General features: G+C 68.3%; 24 protein-coding genes and 1 tRNA gene. 17 read left to right on the plus strand and 8 right to left on the minus strand.

The window, feature by feature from the left end; translation table 11 throughout:
• Nucleotides 1-30 precede the first annotated feature (30 nt).
• The 3 genes from macA to ACAM52_RS10160 are packed head-to-tail and all read left to right on the plus strand — an operon-like array spanning nucleotide 31 to nucleotide 4,551.
• Nucleotides 31-1,191: a macrolide transporter subunit MacA gene (gene macA / locus ACAM52_RS10150; RefSeq protein WP_369646918.1), complete on the plus strand. Its 1,161-nt coding sequence runs from the start codon at nucleotides 31-33 to the stop codon at nucleotides 1,189-1,191.
• Nucleotides 1,188-3,170: a macrolide ABC transporter ATP-binding protein/permease MacB gene (macB, locus tag ACAM52_RS10155; protein WP_369646919.1), complete on the plus strand. Its 1,983-nt coding sequence runs from the start codon at nucleotides 1,188-1,190 to the stop codon at nucleotides 3,168-3,170. The genes macA and macB overlap by 4 nt, the downstream gene beginning before the upstream one ends.
• Nucleotides 3,163-4,551, plus strand: coding sequence for an efflux transporter outer membrane subunit (locus tag ACAM52_RS10160; RefSeq protein ID WP_369646920.1), 1,389 nt, complete (start codon nucleotides 3,163-3,165; stop codon nucleotides 4,549-4,551). Before macB ends, ACAM52_RS10160 begins: the two co-directional genes overlap by 8 nt.
• Nucleotides 4,552-4,788: 237 nt before the next feature.
• On the opposite strand, the gene ACAM52_RS10165 is transcribed toward ACAM52_RS10160, so the two are convergent.
• The 4 genes from ACAM52_RS10165 to ACAM52_RS10180 are packed head-to-tail and all read right to left on the minus strand — an operon-like array spanning nucleotide 4,789 to nucleotide 8,209.
• Nucleotides 4,789-5,568: a glycosyltransferase family 2 protein gene (locus ACAM52_RS10165; RefSeq protein ID WP_062470093.1), complete on the minus strand. Its 780-nt coding sequence runs from the start codon at nucleotides 5,566-5,568 to the stop codon at nucleotides 4,789-4,791.
• A complete protein-coding gene (locus tag ACAM52_RS10170; RefSeq protein WP_369646921.1) occupies nucleotides 5,532-6,329 on the minus strand; it encodes a lysophospholipid acyltransferase family protein in 798 nt (265 codons plus the stop codon). Before ACAM52_RS10170 ends, ACAM52_RS10165 begins: the two co-directional genes overlap by 37 nt.
• Nucleotides 6,330-6,365: 36 nt before the next feature.
• Nucleotides 6,366-7,415: a Rid family hydrolase gene (locus tag ACAM52_RS10175; protein WP_062470100.1), complete on the minus strand. Its 1,050-nt coding sequence runs from the start codon at nucleotides 7,413-7,415 to the stop codon at nucleotides 6,366-6,368.
• 2 nt (nucleotides 7,416-7,417) lie between these two features.
• On the minus strand, nucleotides 7,418-8,209 hold the full coding sequence (locus ACAM52_RS10180; protein ID WP_062470103.1) for a class I SAM-dependent methyltransferase: 792 nt from the start codon (nucleotides 8,207-8,209) through the stop codon (nucleotides 7,418-7,420).
• Nucleotides 8,210-8,327: 118 nt separating this feature from the next.
• Here ACAM52_RS10180 and ACAM52_RS10185 point away from each other — a divergent pair, with 118 nt between their 5' ends.
• The 8 genes from ACAM52_RS10185 to rng are packed head-to-tail and all read left to right on the plus strand — an operon-like array spanning nucleotide 8,328 to nucleotide 15,280.
• On the plus strand, nucleotides 8,328-9,053 hold the full coding sequence (locus ACAM52_RS10185; protein ID WP_056580425.1) for a YebC/PmpR family DNA-binding transcriptional regulator: 726 nt from the start codon (nucleotides 8,328-8,330) through the stop codon (nucleotides 9,051-9,053).
• 43 nt (nucleotides 9,054-9,096) lie between these two features.
• Entirely contained in the window at nucleotides 9,097-10,395 is a 1,299-nt protein-coding gene (purD, locus tag ACAM52_RS10190) for a phosphoribosylamine--glycine ligase (protein WP_369646922.1), read from the plus strand.
• Nucleotides 10,395-11,315, plus strand: coding sequence for an oxygen-dependent coproporphyrinogen oxidase (gene hemF / locus ACAM52_RS10195; protein ID WP_369646923.1), 921 nt, complete (start codon nucleotides 10,395-10,397; stop codon nucleotides 11,313-11,315). The genes purD and hemF overlap by 1 nt, the downstream gene beginning before the upstream one ends.
• Nucleotides 11,312-11,944, plus strand: a complete 633-nt coding sequence (gene nadD, locus ACAM52_RS10200; RefSeq protein WP_369646924.1) for a nicotinate (nicotinamide) nucleotide adenylyltransferase — start codon at nucleotides 11,312-11,314, stop codon at nucleotides 11,942-11,944. Before hemF ends, nadD begins: the two co-directional genes overlap by 4 nt.
• A complete protein-coding gene (gene rsfS, locus ACAM52_RS10205; protein ID WP_062470113.1) occupies nucleotides 11,944-12,639 on the plus strand; it encodes a ribosome silencing factor in 696 nt (231 codons plus the stop codon). The genes nadD and rsfS overlap by 1 nt, the downstream gene beginning before the upstream one ends.
• Nucleotides 12,636-13,103, plus strand: a complete 468-nt coding sequence (rlmH, locus tag ACAM52_RS10210) for a 23S rRNA (pseudouridine(1915)-N(3))-methyltransferase RlmH (RefSeq protein ID WP_070060813.1) — start codon at nucleotides 12,636-12,638, stop codon at nucleotides 13,101-13,103. The genes rsfS and rlmH overlap by 4 nt, the downstream gene beginning before the upstream one ends.
• Nucleotides 13,104-13,143: 40 nt before the next feature.
• A complete protein-coding gene (locus tag ACAM52_RS10215; protein ID WP_369646925.1) occupies nucleotides 13,144-13,746 on the plus strand; it encodes a nucleoside triphosphate pyrophosphatase in 603 nt (200 codons plus the stop codon).
• Nucleotides 13,747-13,753: 7 nt separating this feature from the next.
• Complete coding sequence (gene rng / locus ACAM52_RS10220) at nucleotides 13,754-15,280, plus strand: ribonuclease G (RefSeq protein ID WP_056580445.1); 1,527 nt, start codon at nucleotides 13,754-13,756, stop codon at nucleotides 15,278-15,280.
• Nucleotides 15,281-15,313: 33 nt separating this feature from the next.
• Here the strand turns inward: rng and ACAM52_RS10225 are convergent, their stop codons facing one another.
• The 3 genes from ACAM52_RS10225 to ACAM52_RS10235 form a co-directional block, all read right to left on the minus strand.
• Complete coding sequence (locus ACAM52_RS10225; RefSeq protein ID WP_369646926.1) at nucleotides 15,314-16,645, minus strand: MFS transporter; 1,332 nt, start codon at nucleotides 16,643-16,645, stop codon at nucleotides 15,314-15,316.
• A gap of 121 nt (nucleotides 16,646-16,766) precedes the next feature.
• Nucleotides 16,767-17,699 (minus strand): 3-keto-5-aminohexanoate cleavage protein, encoded by a 933-nt coding sequence (locus tag ACAM52_RS10230; RefSeq protein ID WP_070060809.1) that lies wholly within the window; start codon nucleotides 17,697-17,699, stop codon nucleotides 16,767-16,769.
• A gap of 47 nt (nucleotides 17,700-17,746) precedes the next feature.
• Nucleotides 17,747-18,529: an SDR family oxidoreductase gene (locus ACAM52_RS10235; RefSeq protein ID WP_070060808.1), complete on the minus strand. Its 783-nt coding sequence runs from the start codon at nucleotides 18,527-18,529 to the stop codon at nucleotides 17,747-17,749.
• A 99-nt stretch (nucleotides 18,530-18,628) separates the two neighbouring features.
• Here ACAM52_RS10235 and ACAM52_RS10240 point away from each other — a divergent pair, with 99 nt between their 5' ends.
• Nucleotides 18,629-19,390: a GntR family transcriptional regulator gene (locus ACAM52_RS10240; RefSeq protein WP_307635744.1), complete on the plus strand. Its 762-nt coding sequence runs from the start codon at nucleotides 18,629-18,631 to the stop codon at nucleotides 19,388-19,390.
• A 6-nt stretch (nucleotides 19,391-19,396) separates the two neighbouring features.
• Here ACAM52_RS10240 and msbA read toward each other — a convergent pair whose 3' ends face one another.
• Nucleotides 19,397-21,181, minus strand: coding sequence for a lipid A export permease/ATP-binding protein MsbA (msbA, locus tag ACAM52_RS10245; protein WP_369646927.1), 1,785 nt, complete (start codon nucleotides 21,179-21,181; stop codon nucleotides 19,397-19,399).
• A 253-nt stretch (nucleotides 21,182-21,434) separates the two neighbouring features.
• Here msbA and tolB point away from each other — a divergent pair, with 253 nt between their 5' ends.
• The 5 genes from tolB (at nucleotide 21,435) to ACAM52_RS10270 (ending at nucleotide 24,994) form a co-directional block, all read left to right on the plus strand.
• Nucleotides 21,435-22,661 carry a Tol-Pal system beta propeller repeat protein TolB gene (gene tolB / locus ACAM52_RS10250; protein WP_216360076.1) on the plus strand — a complete coding sequence of 409 codons (1,227 nt, stop codon included), beginning with the start codon at nucleotides 21,435-21,437 and terminating at the stop codon, nucleotides 22,659-22,661.
• Between the two features lie 36 nt (nucleotides 22,662-22,697).
• Nucleotides 22,698-23,216, plus strand: a complete 519-nt coding sequence (gene pal, locus ACAM52_RS10255; protein WP_062470142.1) for a peptidoglycan-associated lipoprotein Pal — start codon at nucleotides 22,698-22,700, stop codon at nucleotides 23,214-23,216.
• Complete coding sequence (gene ybgF / locus ACAM52_RS10260; protein ID WP_062470144.1) at nucleotides 23,216-23,968, plus strand: tol-pal system protein YbgF; 753 nt, start codon at nucleotides 23,216-23,218, stop codon at nucleotides 23,966-23,968. The genes pal and ybgF overlap by 1 nt, the downstream gene beginning before the upstream one ends.
• Before the next feature lie 80 nt (nucleotides 23,969-24,048).
• Nucleotides 24,049-24,867, plus strand: a complete 819-nt coding sequence (locus ACAM52_RS10265) for a ThiF family adenylyltransferase (protein ID WP_369646928.1) — start codon at nucleotides 24,049-24,051, stop codon at nucleotides 24,865-24,867.
• Between the two features lie 51 nt (nucleotides 24,868-24,918).
• Nucleotides 24,919-24,994 (plus strand) — tRNA-Lys (locus tag ACAM52_RS10270).
• Nucleotides 24,995-25,015: the final 21 nt, after the last annotated feature.

The raw sequence follows: 25,015 nt of genomic DNA on the forward strand, positions 1-25,015 counted from the left end.
GCCGCCCGTTTCATCCCACTTCTTCACTGCATGCCCACCACTCCTTCGCGACGATCGCGCAAGCTCCTTGTCGGCCTGGCCTTGCTTGTCGCGCTGGCCATCGCGGCCTTCTTCTGGCTGAGCCCGCCGAAGAAAAGCGACTACCTGACCGCCACCGTGCAGCGCAGCGACCTGGAGAACGCGGTGCTCGCCACCGGCGTGCTGCAGGCTCTCAAGCAGGTCGAGGTCGGCGCGCAGGTGTCGGGGCAGCTCAAGTCGCTGAAGGTGGTGCTCGGCCAGACGGTGAAGAAGGGCGACTGGCTGGCCGAGATCGACCCGGTCATCTCGCAGAACACGCTCGCGCAGGAGCAGGCCAAGCTGGAGAACCTGCAGGCCCAGAAGCTCGCCAAGGACGTGCGCGTGAAGCAGGCCGAGCTCACCTGGGCGCGCCAGCGCGAGATGCTGGCGCAGGACGCCGCCGCGCGCCAGGACCTGGAAGGCGCCGACACCGAGCTGCGCGCGCTGCGCGCCGACGCCGTCTCGCTCGATGCGCAGATCCGCCAGCAGAAGCTGGCCCTGGCCTCGGCGCAGACCAACCTGTCGTACACCCGCATCGTCGCGCCCATCGACGGCGACGTGGTGTCGATCAGCACGCTCGAAGGCCAGACCGTGGTGGCCTCGTTCCAGGTGCCCACGCTGATGAAGCTGGCCGACCTGTCGACCATGACCGTGAAGGCCCAGGTGTCCGAGGCCGACGTGGTGCGCGTGAAGGCGGGCCAGCCGGTCTACTTCACCATCCTGGGCGACCCCGACACGCGCTACCACGGCACCCTGCGCGCGGTGCAACCTTCGCCCGAGAAGATCAACAACGCCGTGTTCTTCAACGCGCTGTTCGACGTGCCCAACCCCGAGCGCACGCTGCGCGTCGACATGACGGCGCAGGTCGCCATCCTGCTGGGCGAGGCCAAGCAGGCGCTGACCGTGCCGCTCACCGCGCTCGGCACGCGCGACAAGGACGGCCGCCACGAAGTGCGCGTGCTCCTGCCCGACCAGCGCGTGGAAAAGCGGCAGGTGCGCGTGGGCATCAGCAACAACTTCCAGGCGCAGGTGCTCGAAGGCCTGAAGGAGGGCGACAGCGTCATCACCGGCGACGCCTCGGCGCTGGAGAAGACCGACGGCAATGACAGCGGCAACCGGAGGCCGCGCCAGTGACGCAGCCGCTGCTGACCTTGCGCGGCATCGGCCGCAGCTTTCCCTCGGGCGAGCAGGAGGTCCAGGTGCTGAAAGACGTCGACCTGGACATCGGCCACGGCGAAATGCTGGCCATCGTCGGCGCCTCGGGCTCGGGCAAGTCGACGCTGATGAACATCCTCGGTTGCCTCGACCGGCCGAGCACCGGCACCTACACCGTGTCGGGCCAGGACGTCGGCACGCTCGACAGCGACGCGCTCGCCGCGCTGCGGCGCGAGCACTTCGGCTTCATCTTCCAGCGCTACCACCTCATGCAGCACCTGACGGCCACCGGCAACGTCGAGGTGCCCGCCGTCTATGCCGGCACCGAGGGCTCGGCGCGCGACGCGCGGGCGCGGCAACTGCTCGCGCGCCTGGGCCTCGAAGACCGCACCGAGCACCGGCCAAGCCAGCTCTCGGGCGGCCAGCAGCAGCGCGTGAGCATCGCGCGCGCACTGATGAACGGCGGGCAGGTCATCCTGGCCGACGAGCCCACCGGCGCGCTCGACAGCAAGAGCGGCCAGGAGGTCATCGGCATCCTGCGCGAGCTGCATGCGCAGGGGCACACGATCATCATCGTGACGCACGACATGCAGGTGGCACGCTGCACCGAACGCATCATCGAGATCGCCGACGGCGCGATCGTGGGCGACCGGCCGAACGTGCCGACCGTGGCTGCGCCCGCGCAGACGGTCGGCGACGACACCCCCACGCCGCCCGCCATGACGCGCCCCATGCTGGGCATCGCGCGCTTCAGCACCGGCTGGGCGCGTTTCTCCGAAGCCTTCCGCATGGCCTGGCGCTCGATGATGGCGCACCGCATGCGCACGGCGCTGACCATGCTGGGCATCATCATCGGCATCACCTCGGTGGTGTCGATCGTGGCCATCGGGGAGGGCGCCAAGCGCTTCGTGCTCGCCGACATCAAGGCCATCGGCACCAACACGCTCGACATCTACCCGGGCCACGACTTCGGCGACGACAAGGCCGCGAGCATCCGCACGCTGCTGCCGGCGGACCTGCAGGCCATTGCCGCGCAGCCCTACGTGCACAGCGTCACGCCGACCACCATGCGCAGCCTGCGCCTGCGCTACCGCAGCGCCGACGTCAACGGCAACGTGAACGGCGTCAGCGACAACTTCTTCAGCGTGCGCGACATCCAGATGGCCAGCGGCACGGACTTCGACGCCAACGACGTGCGGCACCAGTCGCAGGTGGTGGTGATCGACCAGAACACGCGGCGCAAGCTCTTTCCCGACGGCACCGACCCCGTCGGCAAGATCATCCTGGTGGGCAGCCTGCCGTGCACCGTGATCGGCGTGGCGCAGGAAAAGAAGAGCATGTTCGGCGAGAACAAGTCGCTCAACATCTGGCTGCCCTACAGCACCGGTGCAAGCCGCCTGTTTGGCCAGCAGCACTTCGACAGCATCACCGTGCGCATCCGCGACGACCAGCCCACCAAGGCGGCCGAAGAGAGCATCGTGCGGCTGCTCACGCTGCGCCACGGCGGCAAGGACTTCTTCACCTTCAACATGGACAGCATCGTGAAGACGGCCGAGCGCACGAGCCAGTCGCTCACGCTGCTGCTGTCGCTGATCGCGGTGATCTCGCTTGTGGTGGGCGGCATCGGCGTGATGAACATCATGCTGGTGTCGGTGACCGAGCGCACCCGCGAGATCGGCATCCGCATGGCCGTGGGCGCGCGCCAGAGCGACGTGCTGCAGCAGTTCCTGACCGAGGCCGTGCTCGTGTGCCTGGTCGGCGGTTTCATCGGCGTGCTGCTGTCGTACGGCATCAGCTTTGTGTTCTCGCTGTTCGTGAAGCAATGGCAAATGATCTTTTCGCTCGGGGCCGTGGTGTCGGCCTTTTTGTGCGCGTCGCTCATCGGCGTGCTCTTCGGGTACCTGCCGGCGCGCAACGCCGCGCGGCTCGACCCCATCGAGGCACTGGCGCGTGAGTAGCGCCCGACCGACCCTGGCGGGCCTGGCCATCGCGCTGGCGCTTGGCGGCTGCACACTGTTTGCGCCGGAGCGGCGCGAACACCGACCGCTCGGCGTGCCGCAGGCCTGGCAGCAGCAACAGCCGCTGCCGCAGAACGCAGCGGCCGTGCCGCAGGCCCGCTGGTGGACCGCCTTCCACGACGCGCGGCTCGACACCCTGATCGACAGCGCCCTGCGCACCAACAACAACCTGGCCGCTGCCGGCATCCGCGTGCAGCGGGCGCAGCTGCAGGCCGGCCTGGCGAACACCAACCTCACGCCGGGCGTGACGGGGCAACTGGGCACCCAACGCAGCTTCGACCTGAAGCGCGGCGGCGTGGCCGCATCGAGCGCGAACTCTTCACTGAGCCTGAGCTACGAAGTCGACCTGTGGGGCCGCCTGTCGGCGCAGCGCAGCGTCGCCGACTGGGAGCTGCAGGCCACCCAGTCCGACCGCGAGGCCACGGCGCTGGCGCTGGTGGGCACGACGGCCGGGCTCTACTGGCAGACCGGCTACCTGAACCACCGCATCGCGCTGAGCGAGGCCGGCATGGCCGATGCACGGCGCATCCAGGCACTGGTGCGCGCCAAGTACGCGGCAGGCGCCGTGTCCGGCCTCGACGTCGCGCAGGCGGGCCAGAACCTCGCGAGCCAGGAAGCGGCGCACACGCAGCTGCTGCAACAGCGCGTCGAAGCGCGCAACGCACTGGCGATCCTGTTCGACATGCCGCCCGACGCCCCGAGAGACGAGCCCTCGCAGCTGCCAGACACCGCCTTGCCCGTGATCGATGCCGGACTGCCCGCCAGCCTGCTGGCCCGCCGGCCCGACCTGCGCGCCGCGGAGCAGCGCCTGCGGTCCTCGCTGGCGAACGTCGATGCCACGCGCACCAGTTTCTATCCGGTGCTGAGCCTCACGGGTTCGCTGGGCGCGGGGAGCAATGCACTGGGCGAGGTGCTGAAGAACCCGATCGCCACGCTGGGCGCCGGTCTGGTGTTGCCCTTCCTGCAATGGAACACCGCGCGGCTGACCGTCGCCGTGTCGCAGACGCAGTACGAAGAAGCGGTCGTCGGCTTCCGCCAGTCGCTGTACACCGCGCTGTCCGAGGTGGAGAACACGCTGTCGTCGCGAACCCAGCTGCAGGACGAAAGCGTGAAGCTGGCCCTGGCGCTGCAGCAGGCGCAACGCGCGGAGGCCTTGTCGGAAGTGCGCTACCGCGCCGGCGCCACGGCGTTGCAGCCGGTGCTCGATGCCAAGGACAAGCGCCGCCTCGCGGAGGTGTCGGTGGCGCAGAACCGGTTGAACCAGCTCAACGCCACGATGACGCTGTACAAGGCGTTGGGCGGCGCGGCCATCGTCGAGTAGGGTGAGAGGAAGAGCTCCCACACCACAGCAGGTGCCCGGCAGGCGGTACGGTGTGGGCGGCCCCTCTGTGCCGCCGAGGAGCGCAGCGTTTCGCGGATCAGGGCTCGCAGCTGTTTGAGCCGAAGGCGAGTTCTGCGAGACCCCGCGAAACGCGAGCACCGCAGGGCAGCCGCGAAGCGGCCGGCACAGTGGGGCCGACCGCGCCGTACCGCTTGCCGGGCGCCTCTCAAAAAGAGGCTAGGCCTGAAACGGCGGCGCTCCCCGCAATTTGCGAAAGAGCAACCCAGGCAACCGCAAAACAAACTCCACCATCAACCGCGTGTGCATCCAAGTCAGCAACACGTTGTCCCGCCCATAGCGAAAGTGCGACACCCCGCCTTCTTCAGCCGTCAGGTACTTCACAGGCGCATCGATGTTCACCGGCTTCACCCCGCGCCAGGCCAGCCGCACGACCGCCTCGGTATCAAAGTCGAAACGCCGCATCCACGGTTGGCGCGCCATCACAGCGATCAGGTCGACCACCGGGTACACGCGAAAACCGTAGAGCGAATCGCCGACACCCGCGAATAGCGTCTCGAGCTGGGTCCAGCCGTTGGACACCCGCCGCCCGCGCACCCGCAGCAGCGGCGCGCTGGCGTCGAACACCGGCCGGCCCAGCACCATCGTCTCGGGCCGCGCCAGCGAGGCGTTCATGAAAGAGGGGATCAGGTCCGCCGGATGCTGCCCGTCGGAATCCATCGTGAGCGCGTGCGTGAAGCCGGCGTCCTTCGCGGCCCGCAAGCCGTGCAGCACCGCCGAGCCCTTGCCCTGGTTCTGCGGCAGCACCCACACGCGCAGCCCCGGATCGCTGGCCGCCATCTGCTGCAGCCGCTCGCCCGTGCCGTCGTCGCTGCCGTCGATCACCACCCACACCGGGTTCCATTGGGCCCGCGCGGCCGCGACCGTCGAGAACAGGCGCTCGCCCGTGTTGTAGCTGGGGATCAGGACAAGGTGGGTGCGCGAGGCGTCTGCTGGCATTCGGGGGACGCGTCGGTGGCGCGCTGCTCCATGTGTTGACGGAAATAGTGCTCCAGCTCGACCTGCAACGCATCGCTGTCCTGCGTCGGCGCAAAGCGCTTGCCCAGCCGCAGCGTGAAGACGATGGGCAGCGGCGGCACGCGCCACAGCGGCCAGCCCTTGCCGAGGTAGGGCGAGTCGGTGTCGATGAACACGGTCTGGATCGGCGCTTGCGCCAGCTTGGCGATCAGCGTGGTGCCGGGGCGGAAGGGGTTCAGCGGCGGCGACACCGTGCGCGTGCCTTCGGGGAAGATCACGAGCTGGCCACCCTGGCGCAGGTCGTTGACCGCCAGGCGCACCATCGTGCGGGCCGACTTGTTGCTGATGTAGCGCGCCAGCCGGGCCCCCGCGCCGAGGAAGATGTTGCCCATCAGCTCGGCCTTCATGATGCAGGCGCTGCGCGGCAGCCGCGCCACCAGCAGCAGCGCGTCGAGCATGGTCGGATGGTTGGCCACGAAGATCACGCCGGGCTCGTTGCGCATCGGGTCCAGGCACGAAGCGTCGATGCGCATCATGCCGGTGACAGACGCGAGCCACCAGAACATCCGGTAGGCAAAGGCGATGGTCATGCGGCCCAGCGCGCGCGCCGGTGCGGCCGGCATCACCGGGTACAGCAGCATGGCGACCAGGTTCCAGACCAGCGAGATCAGGCCGAGGAACAGCAGCAGCGCATAGAGCATCAGCGCGAGCGGGATCGACGTGAGAAGACGCAGCACGTTCATGGGTGGTGTCGGTCGGACAGGCGGACGGCGGGCCGCTCAGGCGGCCTGCAGCCGGCCGGCGGCGACCGTGTGGGCCTCGATCTCGACCAGCAGATCGCTGCGGCAGATGTCGGCTTCCAGGTACACCGCATGGCGGGCCATCGGCGACTGGGCGCCGAGCGCGGCTTCGATCACCTCGCGCACGGCCTCGGTGTCCGACGGATGCCGCACGTACACCACGCAATCGAGCGCATCGAGCGAGAAGCGCGCCGTGGTCTGCGCATGGGCGGAGGCGATCACGGCCTCGAGGTTGCGCAGCGTTTCGCGGGCCTGCTCACGCACGTCGCCGTGGTGCACCGTTTCGTGGCCGACGATGCTCGCCGTGCCCGAGATGAAGAGCGCGACCTGGCCGTCGCCGATGTCCGCCAGCGCGGCGCGCGAGAAGGTCGGCGAGCGCGGGCCGTAGGTTTCAGGATAGCGGTAGGCCGACACCTGCCGCGGGTTCTCGACCGGCAGCGGCGCGGCACGTCCCGCGAGAAAACGGATCGACAGCGCGCCCTGGCGGATGCCCAGCGCACAGGCGGCCGGGGCACCCTCGAAGGCGGCGCGGCCGGCCTCGAAGAAGGCCTCTTGCCGGCCCAGGTTGAACTGGCGGTAGCGCTCCAGCCCGCCGCCGTCAGCGTTGATGCGCGGCAGGTAGTTCCAGATGCGCTGCAGATGCGGCGTGCCGGCCTGCTCGAGCGTGCGGAACAGGTCGCGGTAGGCGCGCTGCGCGAGTTCGGTCAGGCCCTGGCCTTCGACGGCTTCATCGAGGTCGATGGCGCCGAGCAGCCAGTGCCCGTCGGTGCGCCAGCGCGCGATGCCGGTGGTGCCCGACCGGACCTGGGTGCCATCACCCGCGTGTCCCACGTGCCACACATCGGCCATCGCGCCTTGCGGCGACAGCACGCGCGCGTTGACCGTGGGCATCCAGGCGACACCGTGCGGCGTGCCGTAGCCGAGCGCGGCGAAGGGCGCATGGCTGTGCGTGGCCAGCGCGAGGCTGTCCGGCAGCGAGAGGCGCTCCACGCGCAGGGGGGAATGAAGGCGGTCGTCCTGGGGGCGCACGTTCAGCGAACCTCGTCGGCGGTGGATTCGGGTTTGCGACCGGTGTAGGCCGAGAAGACCCCGAGGCTCGCATGCCGGCGCACGTCGCTGAAGCCGGCGGCGCCCAGTGCCTGCATGACGCGCTCGGGCGGGATGCAGGCCTCGATGGTGTCCCAGTAATAGCGCCACAGTTCCGAGGTGTCGCTGCGGCGGCCGACCACGCGGGCGATCAGCGGCACCACGGCGCGCATGTAGCCCTTGAGCAGCGCGGTCGCGATGCGGCCTTCGGGCTTGGTGATCTCGAGTACCACCACGCGCCCGCCCGGGCGCAGCACGCGGTGGAACTCGGAAAAGGCGGCGGCCACGTCGCTGATGTGGCGCATGGCGTAGCCCATGCTCACGAAATCGCAGCTGGCGTCGGGCCGTGGCAGGGCCTCGGCCACGCCTTGAATGAGCTCGACGCCGGGCAGCCGGACCTGGCCCATCATGCCCACGCTGGGGTCGACGCCCGTGAGCTTGCCGGTGGAGCCGATGAGCTTCAGCGCTTCGCGGGCGACGAGCCCGGTGCCGATGCCCACGTCGAGCACCTGGGCGCCCGCCGTGAGGCCGGCCTGCTTCAGTGCGTCGCGACGGTACGAGGGGCCGGTGCCGAAGGCCAGCACGGCTTCGATGCGGTCGTAGTCCGCGGCCGTGCTGTCGAAGATGCGCCGCAGGAACGCCTGGTGCTCCGCTTCGGTGTTGTAGTACAGCGGCAGCGGGGCGTGCGGCGGCAGGGCGTCGGGATTTCCCGTACCGGCAATGGGCGATGGCGTCATCGAACAATTATCACCAAAAGGTCCGGGCCGAAATCCCGGGCGCCGGGGGAGCGTTGTGTGCGCCGGACAGTAAACTCCACACTTGCTTTGAAAACACACGACAGCGAGAGAGAAAGCCATGGCCGGACATAGCAAGTGGGCAAATATTCAGCACCGCAAGGGCCGCCAGGACGAGAAACGGGGCAAGCTCTGGACCCGCGCCATCCGTGAAATCACGGTGGCGGCACGCGCCGGCGGCGCCGACCTCAGCGCCAACCCCCGGCTGCGGCTGGCGGTCGAAAAGGCCAAGGCGGTCAACCTGCCCATCGACACCGTCAAGCGCAACATCGACAAGGCGACGGGCAACCTCGAAGGCGTCAATTACGAAGAAATTCGTTACGAAGGGTACGGCATCGGCGGCGCGGCGATCATCGTCGACACCATGACCGACAACCGCGTGCGCACCGTGGCCGAAGTGCGCCACGCCTTCTCCAAGCACGGCGGCAACATGGGCACCGAAGGCTCGGTGGCCTTCCAGTTCAAGCACTGCGGCCAGATCATCTTCGCGCCCGGCACCAGCGAGGACAAGGTCATGGAAGTGGCCCTCGAAGCTGGCGCCGAGGACGTGATCACCGACGACGACGGCGCGATCGAGGTGCTCACCGCCATCGGCGACTTCGAGGCCGTGAAAAACGCGCTCGAAGCCGCGGGCCTGAAGCCCGACGCCGCCGAAATCACGATGCGCGCCGAGAACACCGTGGACGTGACCGGCGAAGACGCCGCCAGGATGCAGAAGCTCCTCGACGTGCTCGAGGACCTGGACGACGTGCAGGACGTGTATCACAACGCCGCACTGTCCGACTGAACGAATGAATGATGGATCCACAGCGACAAACGAAAGCCCGCGAATGAAGGTACTGGTGATTGGAGGAGGGGGCCGCGAGCACGCACTGGCGTGGCGGCTGGCGCAGGGCAACCGGGTCAGCCGCGTCTACGTGGCGCCCGGCAACGGCGGCACCGTGAGCGACGAACGCTACGACTGCATCGACATCACCGAACCCGCCGCGCTGCGCGAGTGGGCGATGGCCGAGAAAATCGCGCTGACCGTGGTCGGCCCCGAGGGGCCACTGGCGGCCGGCGTGGTGGACGAGTTCCGCGCGCACGGCCTGCGCATCTTCGGCCCGACGCAGGCGGCTGCGCAGCTCGAAAGCTCCAAGGCCTTCTCGAAGGCCTTCATGAAGCGCCACAAGATCCCGACGGCCGAATACGAGGCCTTCACCGACGCCGCTGCCGCCCATGCGTACATCGACGCCAAGGGTGCACCGATCGTCGTCAAGGCCGACGGCCTGGCCGCCGGCAAGGGCGTGGTGGTTGCCATGACCGCGCAGGAAGCTCATGAGGCCGTCGACTTCATGCTGGTCGACAACAAGTTCGGCGTGTCGCACAACGAAGGCGGCGCACGCGTCGTCATCGAAGAATTCCTGCAAGGCGAAGAAGCCAGCTTCATCGTGATGTGCGACGGCAAGAACGTTGCCGCGCTGGCCACCAGCCAGGACCACAAGCGCCTGCTCGACGGCGACGAAGGCCCGAACACCGGCGGCATGGGCGCGTACTCGCCCGCGCCCGTGGTCACGGCCGAGGTGCATGCGCGCGCCATGCGCGAGATCATCCTGCCGACCATCCGCGGCATGGAAAAGGACGGCATTCCGTTCACCGGCTTCCTCTATGCCGGTCTCATGATCGACGCGGCCGGCCAGCCCAAGACGCTCGAATTCAACTGCCGCATGGGCGACCCCGAGACGCAGCCGATCATGATGCGCCTGAAGTCCGACCTGTTCGAGGTGTTCTGGCACGCCACCGATGGCACGCTCGACCAGGTCGAGCTGCAGTGGGACCGTCGCGTGGCGCTGGGCGTGGTGATGGCCGCGCACGGCTACCCGCTGTCGCCGCGCAAGGGCGACCGCATCAGCGGCATCCCGACCGAGGCGCCCGATGCCGTGGTGTTCCACGCGGGCACCACGCTCGAGAACGGTGAGCTCAAGACCAGCGGCGGCCGCGTGCTCTGCGTGACCGTGCTGGCCGACAGCGTCAAGCAGGCGCAGCAGCGCGCCTACGAGGTCGCGGCGCGCGTGCAGTTTGACGGCGCGCAGTACCGCAAGGACATCGGCTACCGCGCCGTCAACGCGCGCAACACGCCCCACGCCTGATGCCAGCCACCCAGCCGAAGGCGGTCGGCGACTACCTGCGCGGACTGCAGCAATCGATCATCTCGGCGGTCGAGGCGGCGGATGGTGGCAGCGCGGTGCGCGACGCCTGGCAGAAAGAACCCGGCGAGCCGCTGCAGGGCAACGGCCTGACCTGCATCCTCGAAGGCGGCGCGCTGTTCGAGCGCGCCGGCGTCGGTTTCTCGCAGGTGCGCGGCGCCAAGCTGCCGCCCTCGGCCACGCAGAACCGCCCCGAGCTTTCGGGCGCGCCGTTCGAGGCCATGGGCGTGTCGCTGGTGTTCCACCCGCGCAATCCCTACGTGCCGATCGTCCACATGAACGTGCGCATGCTGGCCGCGCAGCCCGCGGGCGGCGGCGAACCCGTGTGCTGGTTCGGCGGCGGCATGGACCTCACGCCGTGCTATGGCTTCGAAGAAGACGCGGTGCACTTCCACACCGTGTGCCGCGACACGCTCGCACCCTTCGGCGCTGACAAGTACCCGCGCTTCAAGACCTGGTGCGACGAGTACTTCTTCCTGAAGCACCGCAACGAGCAGCGCGGTATCGGCGGCATCTTCTTCGACGACTTCGCCGAGGGCGGCAGCGAGAACGGCTTTGCGCTGATCCGCTCGGTCGGCGATGCATTCCTGCAGGCCTACCTGCCGATCGTCGAACGCCGACGCGGCATGCCGTACGGCGAGCGCGAACGCGAGTTCCAGCTGTACCGGCGCGGGCGCTATGTCGAGTTCAACCTCGTGTGGGACCGTGGCACGCACTTCGGCCTGCAGTCGGGCGGACGCACCGAATCGATCCTGCTGTCGATGCCGCCGCTCGCGAGCTGGGCCTACCGGCAACAGCCCGAAGCGGGCAGCCCCGAAGCCGCGCTGTACAGCGACTTCATCGTGCGCCGGGACTGGGTGTGAACCCCACCGGTTCCGCTTTGCGCATCGGCGTCTTTGGCGGGGCCTTCGACCCGCCGCACAACGCGCACGTCGCCCTGGCCGAAGCTGCATTGGCGCAACTCGATCTGACGGAGTTGCACGTCATTCCCACGGGGCAGGCCTGGCACAAGAGCCGCACGCTCACGCCGAAGGAAGACCGCCTCGCGATGGCGCAACTGGCCTTCGGCAACCTGCAAGGCAAGGTCGTCATCGACAGCCGCGAAGTGCTGCGCGACGGCCCGACCTACACGCTCGACACGCTGCACGAATTGCAGAAAGAGCAGCCCGGCGCACAGCTTGTGCTGGTGATGGGCGCGGACCAGGCGGCCGCCTTGCCGACCTGGCACGGCTGGCAGGATATACTCGGCATTGCTATCGTTTCTGTAGCGTATCGCGCACTATCGACGGGTGACGTCACTCGTTTTGATCCGAAACAGCTGCCCGGCCTCCCGGCTGGCGCGCGTTTCGAGGCGCTTGAACTGCCTGCCGCCATGGACACCAGCGCCACCGATATCCGGCGGCGTGTGGCGTCGGGTGTGGACATTTCCTCGCTGGTTCCGCCCACGGTTGCACGCTATATTGACCAACACCACCTCTACCGCTCTGCCTGATGACCACTGAAGCCGCCGCCAAAAAAGACATCCAAAAACTCCAGCGAGCCATCATCGATGGTCTCGAAGACGTCAAGGCGCAGGACATCCAGGTATTCGACACGGAGCACCTCTCGCCGCTGTTCGAGCGCGTGATCGTGGCGTCGGGCACCTCCAACCGCCAGACCAAGGCGCTCGCGTCGAGCGTGCGCGACGCCGTGCGCGAAGCCGGCTTTGCCAAGCCGCGCACCGAGGGCGAGGAAAACGGAGAGTGGATCATTGTGGACTGCGGCGCGGCCGTGGCGCACATCATGCAGCCCGCCATCCGCCAGTACTACCACCTCGAAGAGATCTGGGGCGACAAGCCGGTGCGCGCCAAACTGGGTGCCACCAAGCCCGCGCTGGCCACCGCCTCGTCCGTCGTCAAGGGCGCCGAAGAGAAGAAGACGGCCGCCGCCAAGACGCCGAGCCTGCGCCGCTCGAGCGCCGCCAAGACCGCGATCCGCGCGGCCGAGCAGGAAGCCAAGGCCGCCAAGGCCCCGGCGAAGAAGGCCGCATCGAAGACCGCGGGCAAGACTGCCGCCAAGAAGGCGCCTGCGAAGAAGTCCGCCACGGGCACCGCACGCGTGCCGGTGAAGGTCGTCGGCAAGCCGGCCGCCAAGAAGACCGCTGCGAAGAAGGCGCCGGCCAAGAAGGCGCCAGCCCGCCGCGCATGAAGCTGCTGGTGGTCGCCGTCGGGCAGCGCATGCCCGACTGGGCGCAGACTGCCTGGGACGACTACGCCAAGCGCTTCCCGCCCGAGCTCAAGCTCGAGTTGCGCGCCGTCAAGACCGAGCCGCGAGGTTCCAAGACACTCGAGACGCTGTATGCCGCCGAGCGCGAGCGCATCGAGGGCGCCATCGCCCGCGGCATGCGCATCGTCGTGCTCGACGAGCGCGGCACTGCGCTCACCACCAAGGCGCTGGCCGCACGGCTGCAGACCTGGCAGGGCGAGGGCGACGACGTGGCGCTGGTCATCGGCGGCCCCGACGGGCTCGACCCGGCCTTCAAGGCCGCGGCGCACGAACGCATCCGCCTGTCCGACCTGACCTTGCCGCATGCCATGGCGCGCGTGCTGCTGGTCGAACAGCTCTACCGGGCGTGGTCGGTCAACGCGGGCCATCCGTACCACCGGGAATGACCACGGGGCCGGCGGTGGGGCCCACCTCGGAGACCTGAACTTGCCTGACTTCATCTACCTCGCGTCGCAAAGCCCGCGCCGCGCCCAATTGCTCGGCCAGCTCGGCGTGCGTCACGAACTGCTGCTGGCCGGCGCCGACGAAGACGCCGAGGCGCTCGAGGCCCTGCTGCCGAACGAGTCGCCCACAGCGTACGTGCAGCGCGTGACTGCCCTCAAGCTCGATGCCGCCGTTGCGCGCCGCAAGCGCCTCGGCCTGGCCGAGGCGCCCGTGCTCTGCGCCGACACCACCGTCGCGCTCGGCCGCACCATCCTCGGCAAGCCCGAGGACGCGCGCGACGCCGAGCGCATGCTCGCGCACCTGTCCGGCGCCACGCACCGCGTGCTCACGGCGGTCGCGCTGCAGAACGGCCGTCGACGCCATGCGGCACTCAGCGTGTCGCGCGTGCGCTTCGCCACGCTCACGAAGAAGCAGGTTGCGGCCTACGCTGCCAGCGGCGAGCCGCTCGGCAAGGCCGGCGCCTATGCCATCCAGGGCGCGGCGGCGGCGTTCGTGGAGCACATCAGCGGCTCCTATTCGGGCATCATGGGACTCCCCATGTTCGAGACCGCGCAGCTGCTTCGAGGCGTCGGTTTCAATACTTAAGACATCCATGCAAGACATCCTGATCAACTGGTCTCCGCAGGAGACCCGTGTGGCGCTGGTCGAGCACGGCGCGGTGCAAGAGCTGCACGTCGAGCGCACGCTCGAGCGCGGGCTGGTCGGCAACATCTACCTGGGCAAGGTCTCGCGCGTGCTGCCGGGCATGCAGTCGGCCTTCATCGACATCGGCCTGGAGCGCACCGCCTTCCTGCACGTGGCCGACATCGTCTCGCCGTTCACGCCGGGCTCGCGCCCGAGCGCCACGCCGCCCGAGCGCGACCACCGCAACGGCGGGCCGATGGTGCCCATCGAGAAGCAGGTGTTCGAGGGCCAGTCGCTGCTGGTGCAGGTCATCAAGGACCCGATCGGCACCAAGGGTGCGCGGCTGTCCACGCAGATCAGCATCGCGGGGCGCCTGCTGGTGTTCCTGCCGCAGGACAACCACATCGGCGTGTCGCAGAAGATCCCGCCCGACCAGCGCGAGTCGCTGCGCAACCGCATGCTGGCGCTCATCGAGGCGGCCGCGGCCGCCGAGAGCGGCGGCGTGGTACCGGTGAACACGGGCGGCTTCATCCTGCGCACCAACGGTGAAGACGCGGCCGACGCCGAGCTGGCCGAGGACATCGCCTACCTGCGCAAGACCTGGACGCGCATCCGCGAGGCCTCGAGCCGGATGCCGGCCATGTCGCTGCTGCACCAGGACCTGAGCCTGCTGCAGCGCGTGCTGCGCGACATGACGAGCGAAGACACGCAGACCATCCGCATCGACTCGCGCGAGCAGTTCGAAGTGCTGCTGAAGTTCGGCCTCGAGTTCATGCCGCAGGCCGCCGGCAAGCTGCAGCACTACAAGGGCGAGCGGCCGATCTTCGACCTGTACTCGGTGGACGAGGAAATCGCGAAGGCGCTGGGCCGGCGCGTCGACCTGAAATCGGGCGGCTACCTCGTGGTCGACCAGACCGAGGCGCTGACCACCGTCGACGTGAACACCGGCGGCTTCGTCGGTGCGCGCAACTTCGACGACACCATCTTCAAGACCAACCTGGAGGCCGCGCAGGCCATTGCGCGGCAGCTGCGCCTGCGCAACCTGGGCGGGATCATCATTGTCGACTTCATCGACATGGCACGCGACGACCATCGCGAGCAGGTGCTGGCCGAGTTCCGCAAGCAGCTCGCACGCGACCGCGTGAAGACCACGGCCGGCGGCTTCTCGCAGCTGGGCCTCGTGGAGATGACCCGCAAGCGCACGCGCGAATCGCTGGCCCACATGCTGTGCGAACCCTGCGTGGCCTGCGGCGGGCAGGGCATCGTGAAGACCGCGCGCAGCGTGGCCTACGATGTGATGCGCGAGATCCTTCGCGAGGCGCGGCAGTTCACGCCGCGCGAGTTCCGCATCGTCTCGTCGCCGCAGGTCATCGAGCTGTTCCTCGACGAGGAGAGCCAGCACCTCGCGGGACTGAGCGACTTCATCGGCAAGCCGATCTCGCTGCAGTCGGAGCCGGCGATCGGGCAGGGGCAGTACGACATCGTGCTGCTCTGAGGGGTGGATGGCGCGGCCCGTGGCAACGACGGGTCAGCGCTTCGACTCCTGGCCCTGCCGCATCCAGACGCTGGCCAGCGCGGCGGCCACCAGCATCCCGGCGATCAGCAACAGTCCGTTCTTCGTGCTGCCCGTGCTCTGCTCGATCCAGCCCATCACCGACGGGCCGATGAAGCCGCCCACGAGGCCGCAGGTGTTGACCAACGCGAGTCCGCCTGCCAGCGCCACGCCGGCCAGCCGTGACGACGCGAACAGGAAGATCACGGACTGCACCACGAAGAACATCGAGCCCGTGAGGCAGAAGCCGGCCAGCGCGACGGCCGGGCTCGCGAAGGCTGCGATCAGCAGGCCCACCGCCATCGAGACCAACCCGACCAGCAGCAGGCGCCGGCCGCGCTGCGGCGTGACCGCGAGGCGGGGCAGCGCAATGGCGCCGACAGCGGCGGCCACCCAGGGCAGCGAGTTGAGCGCGCCGATCTCCAGCGGCGAGAGCTTGCCGTAGGTGCCGATGATGCTCGGCAGGAAGAAGATCACCGTGTAGATGCTGATCTGGTGGCAGAAGTAGACAAAAATCGCCAGCCAGATCTGCCGGTCGACCAGGCAGGCGCGGAATGACTCACCGACCTGGCCGTTGGCCACGTCCTCGGCGCGTTCGGCGGCGAGCTGGCGTTCGATGGCCTGCGCCTGGGGGCGCGTGAGCCAGCTGGCGCTGGAGGGACCATCGGGCAGCTTGCGCCAGACCACGAAGGCCAGCGCCACGGCGGGCAGGCCTTCGAGCACGAACATCCACTGCCAGCCATGCCAGCCCCACAGGCCGTCCATCTGCAGCAGCGCGCCGCCGACCGGGCCGCTGAGGATGTTCGCGATGCACACGCCGAGCAGGAAGTAGCCCGTGGCGCGTGCGCGGTCCTTGCGGCCGAACCAGTAGTTCAGGTACAGCATCACGCCCGGGAACAGGCCGGCTTCCGCCGCGCCGAGCAGGATGCGCATCACGTAGAACGAGGTCTCGCCCGTGACGAAGGCCATGCCGGCCGATAGCAGGCCCCAGGTGATCATGATGCGGGCGATCCACCAACGCGCGCCCACGCGGTGCATCACGAGGTTGCTGGGCACTTCGAGCAGCGCGTAGCTCAAAAAGAACAGCCCGGCGCCCAGCCCGTAGGCGGCCGCCGAGATGCCGATGTCCACGGCCATGTGGCTCTTGGCCAGCGCGATGTTGGTGCGGTCGATGAAGCTGATCACATAGGCCAGCACCAGCAACGGCATGAGCTTGCGAAAGATCAGCGCATTGAGCGAGGCCTGTTCGTCGACGGCCTGGCTGGCGCGCAGGCCCGGCGGCGTGGCGGGGATGGATGGGTGTTGCATGGGATGTCTCTCTCCTGTCCTGTCGTGTTCTGGCGGAAGGTCGTCGGCGGGAGCCGGCGGGCGTGCAGATGCGGCCCGGTCGTGGGCCGGGCCGAGTCGGGTCAGTGGTTCTGGCGCAGGGCTAGAAGTCGACGTTCGCCGCGCCCTTGAGCCCGAGGATCTCGCGGGCTTCGGCGGGTGTCGCGATGTCGATGTTCAGGGCCTCCAGCACGGCGCGGATGCGCAGCACCTGTTCGGCGCTTGACGCGGCGAGTCGGCCCGGGCCGATCCACAGCGAGTCTTCGAGCCCGACGCGCACGTGCGCGCCCATGGCCGCACCGATGGTGGCCAGCGGCAGCTGGTTGCGGCCGGTGCCGAGGATTGACCATTCGAAGCGGTCGCCGAACAGCCGCGCGGCGGTGCGTCGCATGTGCATCAGGTCTTCGGGATCGGCACCGATGCCGCCCAGGATGCCGAAGACCGTCTGCACGAAGACCGGCGCCTGCACCAGCCCGCGGTCCAGGAAGTGCCGCAGGTTGTTGAGGTGGCTCACGTCGTAGCACTCGAACTCGAAGCGCGTGCCGTTGGCGTTGCCGAGCTTGAGGATGTTCTCGATGTCGGCGAAGGTGTTCTTGAAGATCAGGTTGCGGCTGTTCTCCAGGTGCTCGCGCTCCCATTCATGCGCGAAGGACTTGAAGCGCTCCAGCATCGGAAAGAGGCCGAAGTTCATCGAGCCCATGTTGAGCGACGCGAGCTCGGGCTTGAAGGTGGTGGCCGGGCGCATGCGCTCCTCGACGCTCATGTGCGGGCTGCCGCCGGTGGTGATGTTGATCACCGCATCGGTCGCGGCCTTGATTTTCGAAAGGAAGGGGCGGAACAGGTCCGGGTCCTGCGACGGGCGGCCGTCCTTCGGGTCGCGCGCATGCAGGTGCAGGATCGCGGCGCCGGCGCGGGCGGCTTCGATCGAAGCCTGCGCAATCTCGTCGGCCGTCACGGGAAGGTGCGGCGACATGCTGGGCGTGTGGATGGCGCCCGTGGGGGCGCAGGTGATGATGGCTTTGGGGCGTTGGGCCATGAGGTGTCCGGAAAGAAGAAGAGGAAAAGAAAGGGCGTGCGAGCGGATCAGCTCAGCGCCTGCGTGTGGCCGTCGACCACGAGCTCCTGGCCCGTGACGCTGGCGGCCAGGTCGCTGGCGGCGAACAGCACCATGTTCGCGATGTCCGTGGCCGTGACCATGCGGCCCAGCGCGGCCTGCGCGGTGTAGGCGCGCGTCACTTCGTCGAGCGGCTTGCCCAGCGCTTCGGCCTTGGCGGCGATGACAGCACGGATGCGCGGACCGTCGACCGCGCCCGGCAGGATCGCGTTGACGCGGATGCCGTCGGCCCCGAGCTCGAGCGCCAGCGTTTTCGTGAAGCCGATGACGGCCCACTTCGAGGCGGAGTAGGGCGAGCGCCCCGGCATGCCCAGGTGTCCGGCGGCCGAGGACAGGTTGATGATGGCGGGCAGGCGGCCCTTGCGCAGCCGCGGCACGGCCAGCCGCACGCAGAGGAACTGGCCGGTGACGTTGACGGCCATCGTGCGCTCCCAGTCGGCGAGCGAGACGGTCTCGACCGGCCCGGTGGGGCCGGCCACGCCGGCGTTGTTCACCAGCACGTCGAGGCCGCCGAGTTCGCGGTCGACGGCCTCGAAGAGGCGGGCCACGTCGTCCTCGTTCGACACGTCGGCGACGCAGCGGCCCACCTCGGGCAGTTCACGCGCGAGCTGGTCGAGGCTGGCAGCCTGCACATCGCAGACGAAGACCTTGGCGCCCGCCGCCACGAAGCTGCGCACGATGTCCAGGCCGATGCCGTTGGCACCGGCGGTGACGAGCACGCGCCGGCCGGCGAGGGAGTTGTTGTTCCACATGCTGAAGAGATCCTTGAGGTCGATTTCGGAATGACGGGGATCGTATATCTGTGATCACAGATAATTCATAGGGAATACCCCGGCCATATACTTCGACGCATGAGCCTCACCGATCTCGTCACCCCCCTGAAGCGCCAGACGCTCAGCGCCAACGTCTACGACCAGTTGCGCGACCTCGTGATGAGCGGGCAGATGATGCCGGGCGAGCAGATTTCATTGCGCAGCGCGGCCGAGGCGCTGGGCGTGAGCGTGATGCCGGTGCGCGAGGCGATGCAGCGCCTGGTGGCCGAGCAGGCGCTCGAACTCACGCCCAGCCGCACCTTGCGCGTGCCCCGGATGACGGCGGCGCAGTTCAAGGAAATCACCACCATCCGCACCAACCTCGAAGGCCTGGCCACGGAGCTGGCGGCCTCGGCGCCGGGCGCGGTGGCGCTGCGCGACATCACGCGCTGGCACGACGAGTTCGCGGCCGAGATGAATGCGGCGAGCCCGGACGGTTCGAAGCTCGTCACCTTCAACAAGGAGTTCCACTTCGCGGTCTACGCCGCGGCCGACATGCCGGTGTTGTTGCAGATGATCGAGGCGTTGTGGCTGCGCATCGGCCCCATCCTCAACTACGACCTGCGGGCCGGCTCGCGTCGCGTGGGGGACAAGGTGGCGATGTCGCACCATGCGGCCTTGCTGGCCGCGCTGAAGCGCCGCGACGGCGCCAAGGCCCGGGCCGCGCTGCAGGGCGACATCGAAAGCGCTGCGGAATTCATCCTGTCGACGGGCGTGCTGGTGTCCGATGGCACGCTGCCGCCGCAGAACGCCGCACCAGCGGCGAAGAAGGCGCGCAGCGCGGCGGGCACCGCGCGCTGAGGGGCGTCAGAGCGTCGGGTCCTGCCCCGGCGCCGCGCTGCGCACCGCCAGCGTCTGCAGTCGCGCGTAGAGCCCGTCGCTCGCCATGAGCTGCTCGTGGCTGCCTTGCTCGGCGATGCGGCCTTGCTCCATCACGATGATGCGGTCGGCATGCTGGATGGTCGACAGGCGGTGCGCCACGATCAGCGTGGTGCGGCCCTGCATCAGGCGCTGCAGGGCGTCCTGCACCAGCCGTTCCGATTCGGTGTCCAGCGCCGACGTGGCTTCGTCGAGCAGCAGCACGGGCGCGTTCTTGTAGAGCGCGCGGGCAATCGCCAGCCGTTGGCGCTGGCCGCCCGAGAGCTGCGTGGCGTTGTGACCCAGCACGGTCTCGATGCCCTGCGGCAGCGTCTCGACGTGGCCGCTCAGGTTGGCCGCCGCGAGGCAGGACTGCACGCGCGCGATGTCGATGTCGCCGCCCAGCGCCACGTTGGCGGCGAGCGTGTCGTTGAGCATCACCACGTCCTGGCTCACCATCGCGAACTGGGCGCGCAGGCTCTTGAGCTGCCACTCGCTGGTGTCGTGGCCGTCGAGCAGCACCTGGCCGCCGCTGGGCTGCACGAAGCGCGGCAGCAGGTTGACCAGCGTGGTCTTGCCCGAGCCCGAGGGGCCGACGAAGGCCACCACCTGGCCGGGCTCGATGACGAGGTTCACGCCGTCGAGCGCGCGCTGTTCGTCGTCGCCGCGGTAGCTGACCTGCACGTTGCGCAGCTCGATGTGGCCTTGCGCGTGCGCGATGCTGAAGGTGCCCTGCGATTCCGGCGCCACCTCGTCGATGAGGATCAAGCCGCGCTCCAGCGCTGCCAGGCCGCGCGTGATCGGCCCGGCCACTTCGGCCAGGCGGCGGATCGGCGCGATCAGCATCAGCATGGCCGTGATGTAGGCGACGAAGCCGCCCACCGTGAAGCCCTGCTTGCCGCTTTGCCACAGCGCGATCATCACCACCACCGACAGCGCCAGCGAAGCCATCATCTGCGTCAGCGGCGTGGTGGCGGCCTGGGCGATGGTCGATTTCACGGCCAGGCGATTCAGGCGCTGGCTCAGTTGTTCGAAGCGGCGCTCCTGCGCCTGCTCGGCGCCGTGCAGGCGCACCACGCGGTGGGCCAGCACGTTTTCCTCGACCACGTAGGCCAGCTCGTCGGTGGCCTGCTGGCCTTGCTGCGTGAGCTTGTACAGGCGCTTGGAGAACACCTTCATGATCCAGGAGATGCTGGGCACCAGGAAGGCGACGATGAGCGTGAGCTTCCAGTTCAGGTAGACCAGGTAGCCCAGCAGTGCGATCAGCGTGAAGCCGTCGCGCGACAGCCCGAGCAGCGCCTGCACCAGCAGCATGGCGCCCGTCTGCACCTCGTACACGACGGTGTTCGACAGCGCGCTGGCCGACTGCCGTGCGAACAGCGCCAGCTCGGCGCCGAGCAGCCGTTCGAACAGCACGCGGCGCAGCTTCTGCATGCCTTCGTTGGCGATGCGCGAGAGCGCGTACTGCGAAATGAATTGCGCGATGCCGCGCACCGCGAACAGCAGCAGCACGGCGGCCGGAATGAACCACAGCGGCATCTCGCCGCGCGTGAAGCCCCGGTCGAGCAGCGGCTTGAGCAGGGCGGCCATGAGCGGCTCGGTGAGCGCGGCCAGCAGGGCGCCGATCAGCCCCACGGCCCACCATTGGCGCGAACTGCCGAACCAGGTCATGAGTCGCGCCAGCCGGCGCATGAGGGGAGGGCGGGCGCTCTCGCTGCCGGGGGATGCTTGCATATGGCGGCGGATTTTACGGGGCGGCTCCGACCGCCTTTCGAGAGGCCTGTAGGACCATTTCGCCGGATAAACGTTTTGTGACGGCGTGTCCAAACCAGTGTGTAACATGTGGCCCGTGAAACGCCGGGGAGAAACTTTTTACCCGGAAACCTCTCCGAACCGCATGAACAAGCCGTTGCCAGATCTTTCCCCAACTCCTTCTTCATCGTTGATTGCACGCCGCAGCCTCATCGCGGCCCTTGCTGCCTCTCCCATGCTTCCCGCCATGGCCCAGTTCCGGGTCGAGGTGTCGGGCGTGGGGCTGACGCAGTTGCCGATCGCGCTCGTGCCTTTCCGGGGGCAGGACGCCTCGCCCCAGAAGATTTCCGACATCGTCCAGGCCGACCTCGAACGCAGCGGCCAGTTCCGCGGCGTCGATGCCTCGGGCCAGGCGCTCGACGAGTCCTCGCGCCCCGACCTCGCCCTGTGGCGCCAGCGCACCGCTGACTCGCTCGTGGTGGGCAGCGTGAGCCGGCTGGGCGACGGCCGCTACGACGTGCGCTTTCGCCTGTGGGACGTCGTGAAAGACCGCGACCTCGGCGGCCAGAGCTACACCGTGCCGCAGGGCGACCTGCGCCTGGCAGCCCACCGCATCGCCGACTACGTGTACGAGAAGCTGACCGGCGAGAAGGGCATCTTCTCGACCCGCATCGCCTACGTCACCAAGGGCGGCAGCCGCTACTCGCTGTGGGTGGCCGACGCCGACGGCGAGAACGCGCAGGCTGCGCTCGCCAGCCCCGAGCCGATCATCTCGCCCTGCTGGTCGTCCAACGGCCAGCAGCTGGCGTACGTGTCCTTCGAGTCGCGCAAGCCCGTGGTCTACGTGCACAACGTGGCCAGCGGCCAGCGCCGGCTGCTCGCCAACTTCAAGGGCTCCAACAGCGCCCCGGCCTGGGCACCCGACGGCGGTTCGCTGGCCGTCACGCTCAGCCGCGATGGCGGCTCGCAGCTGTACACCATCCCGGCCAGCGGCGGCGAACCGCGCCGCCTCACCCAGAGCTCGAGCATCGACACCGAGCCGGTGTACTCGGCCGACGGCAGCACGATCTACTTCGTGAGCGACCGTGGCGGCGCGCCCCAGATCTACAAGATGAGCGCCAGCGGCGGCAACCCGACGCGGGTCACCTTCAGCGGCACCTACAACATTTCTCCATCTGTCAGCGGCGATGGCCGGTGGTTGGCCTACATCTCGCGGGTCGGCGGTGCGTTCAAACTCCACGTGATGGAGTTGGCCAGCGGCAATGTCGCCGCGATCACCGACACCACGGCCGACGAGAGCCCGAGCTTCGCACCCAACAGCAAGCTGATCGTCTATGCCACGCACCTGCAGGGTCGCGAGGCGCTCATGACGACCACGCTGGACGGAAAGATCAAGGCCCGCCTCGCGGGCCAGGCGGGAGACATCCGTGAACCGGACTGGGGTCCGTTTCAGAAGCAATAAGCATTGACCAGATAAATTTACTTGAGGAGTTCGCAAATGTTGAAACGTACGATCTATTCGCTCGCCATCGTGGCGCTCATCGCCGGTTGCTCGTCGGGCACCAAGCTCAACGAAACGCCGGTCACCGACCGCAGCGGCACGGCCGGCGGCCAGCAAGGCGGCGCAACCGCCGTGGCCCCGGTGACCATCGACCCCAACGCCAACACGGCGCAAGGTCCGGTCGGCGTGGCACGCATCGTGTACTTCGACTACGACAGCTACACGGTCAAGCCCGAGTTCCAGTCGGTGATCGACGGCCATGCGCGCTTCCTCAAGGGCGCCACGCAACGTCGCATCTCGATCGAAGGCCACACCGACGAGCGCGGCGGCCGCGAGTACAACCTGGCCCTCGGCCAGAAACGTTCCGAAGCCGTGCGCCGCGCGCTCACGCTGCTGGGCGTGAACGACAGCCAGATCGAAGCCGTGAGCTTCGGCAAGGAAAAGCCCGCGGCCCAAGGCTCGGGTGAAGAAGTGTGGGCGCAGAACCGCCGCGCTGAAATCCGCTACACCCGGTGATGCAACCACGTGCCCTGTGGCGAGGCGCGGCCCTCGCCGCCGCCTTGTTCTGCGCGTCGGCCGGTTCGCAGGCTGCGCTGTTCGAGGACGACGAGGCGCGCCGCGCCATCCTCGACCTGCGCCAGCGCGTCGAAGCCATGCGCCAGCAGACCGACCAGCGCCTGGCCGACGAAAACGGCCAGCTGCGTCGCAGCCTGCTCGACCTGCAAAGCCAGATCGAGCAGATGCGCGGCGAACTGGCACGCATGACCGGCCAGAACGAGCAGCTCACGCGCACGCTGAGCGAAATGCAGTCGCGCCAGACCACGATCGACGACAAGCTCAAGCAGAACGAGCCTTCCAAGGTCTCGATCGACGGCCGCGAGTTCAACGCCGATCCGAAGGAAAAGGCCGACTTCGAAGCCGCCCTGGGCGTCTTCCGCTCGGGCCAGTTCGCACAGGCCCAGACCGCCTTCGCCGAGTTCGTGAAGCGCTACCCGCAAAGCGGCTACAACGCGTCCGCGCTGTTCTGGCTCGGCAATGCGCAGTACGCCACGCGCAACTACAACGAAGCCATCGCCAATTTCCGCTCGATGCTCTCGCTCGCGCCCGACCATGCAAAGGCGCCCGAAGCCGTGCTGTCGATCGCGAACTGCCAGATCGAACTGAAGGACACGCGCGCCGCACGCCGCACGCTGGAAGACCTGACCAAGGCCTACCCGCAGTCGGAAGCCGCACAGGCCGGCCGCGAGCGTCTGTCGCGCCTGCGTTGATGCAATGACCGTTTCGGCGGAGTGTTCCGCTTGAGAGTGCTTCGATGATGCCTTCGGCTGAAGAAGCCTCGTCCCTCCCCATGGCCGCCGCGGATGTCCTCACCGACACCGCGGCGCCTGACTTTGCGCGCCGCTTCGGCGGCCTCGAGCGCCTGTACGGCGTGGCCGGTGCCGCGCGCATCCGCCACGCGCATGTGCTGGTCGTCGGCATCGGCGGCGTGGGTTCGTGGGCGGTGGAGGCGCTGGCGCGTAGCGGGGTGGGGCGCCTGACGCTCATCGACCTCGACCACGTGTCGGAGTCGAACATCAATCGCCAGATCCACGCGCTCGACTCGACCGTTGGGCAGGCCAAGGTCGAGGCCATGCGCGAGCGCATCGCGCAGATCAACCCCGACTGCCAGGTGCTCGCCATCGACGAGTTCGTCGAACCCGACAACTGGGCCTCGCTGCTCGAGGCCGCACAGGCCGCCCACGGGCCGGTCCACGCCGTCATCGATGCCTGCGACCAGGTGAAGGCCAAGCTCGCCATGGCCGCCTGGGCACGCACCGTGTCGCGCGGCACCGCGTTCATCACGGTCGGTGCGGCGGGCGGCAAGCGGCAGGCGCACAAGGTCGACATCGACGACCTGTCGCTCGTCACCCACGACCCGCTGCTGGCCCAGCTTCGCCAGCGGCTGCGCAAACTGCACGGCGCGCCGCGCGAAGGCCGCAAGATCGGCCTGGCCTGCGTGTTCAGCCGCGAGAGCGTGGCACCGCCCGATGCGTCCTGCCAGATTGATGCGGGCGACGGTTCGCTCAACTGCCACGGCTACGGATCGGTGGTCAGCGTGACCGCCACCTTCGGACAATGTGCGGCAGGGTGGGTGCTCGACGAAATTGCGAGAAACACCACGCTATAATCCAAGGCTTTGCTGGATTCAACGTCGGCAAGAAGCAAGAAAAATGGTTCCGGGACGTTAGCTCAGTTGGTAGAGCAGCGGACTTTTAATCCGTTGGTCACTGGTTCGAATCCAGTACGTCCTACCACCAACACTGAATCGGTCGAAA

Source organism: Variovorax sp. V118 (assembly GCF_041154445.1).
Classification (GTDB): domain Bacteria; phylum Pseudomonadota; class Gammaproteobacteria; order Burkholderiales; family Burkholderiaceae_C; genus Variovorax; species Variovorax boronicumulans.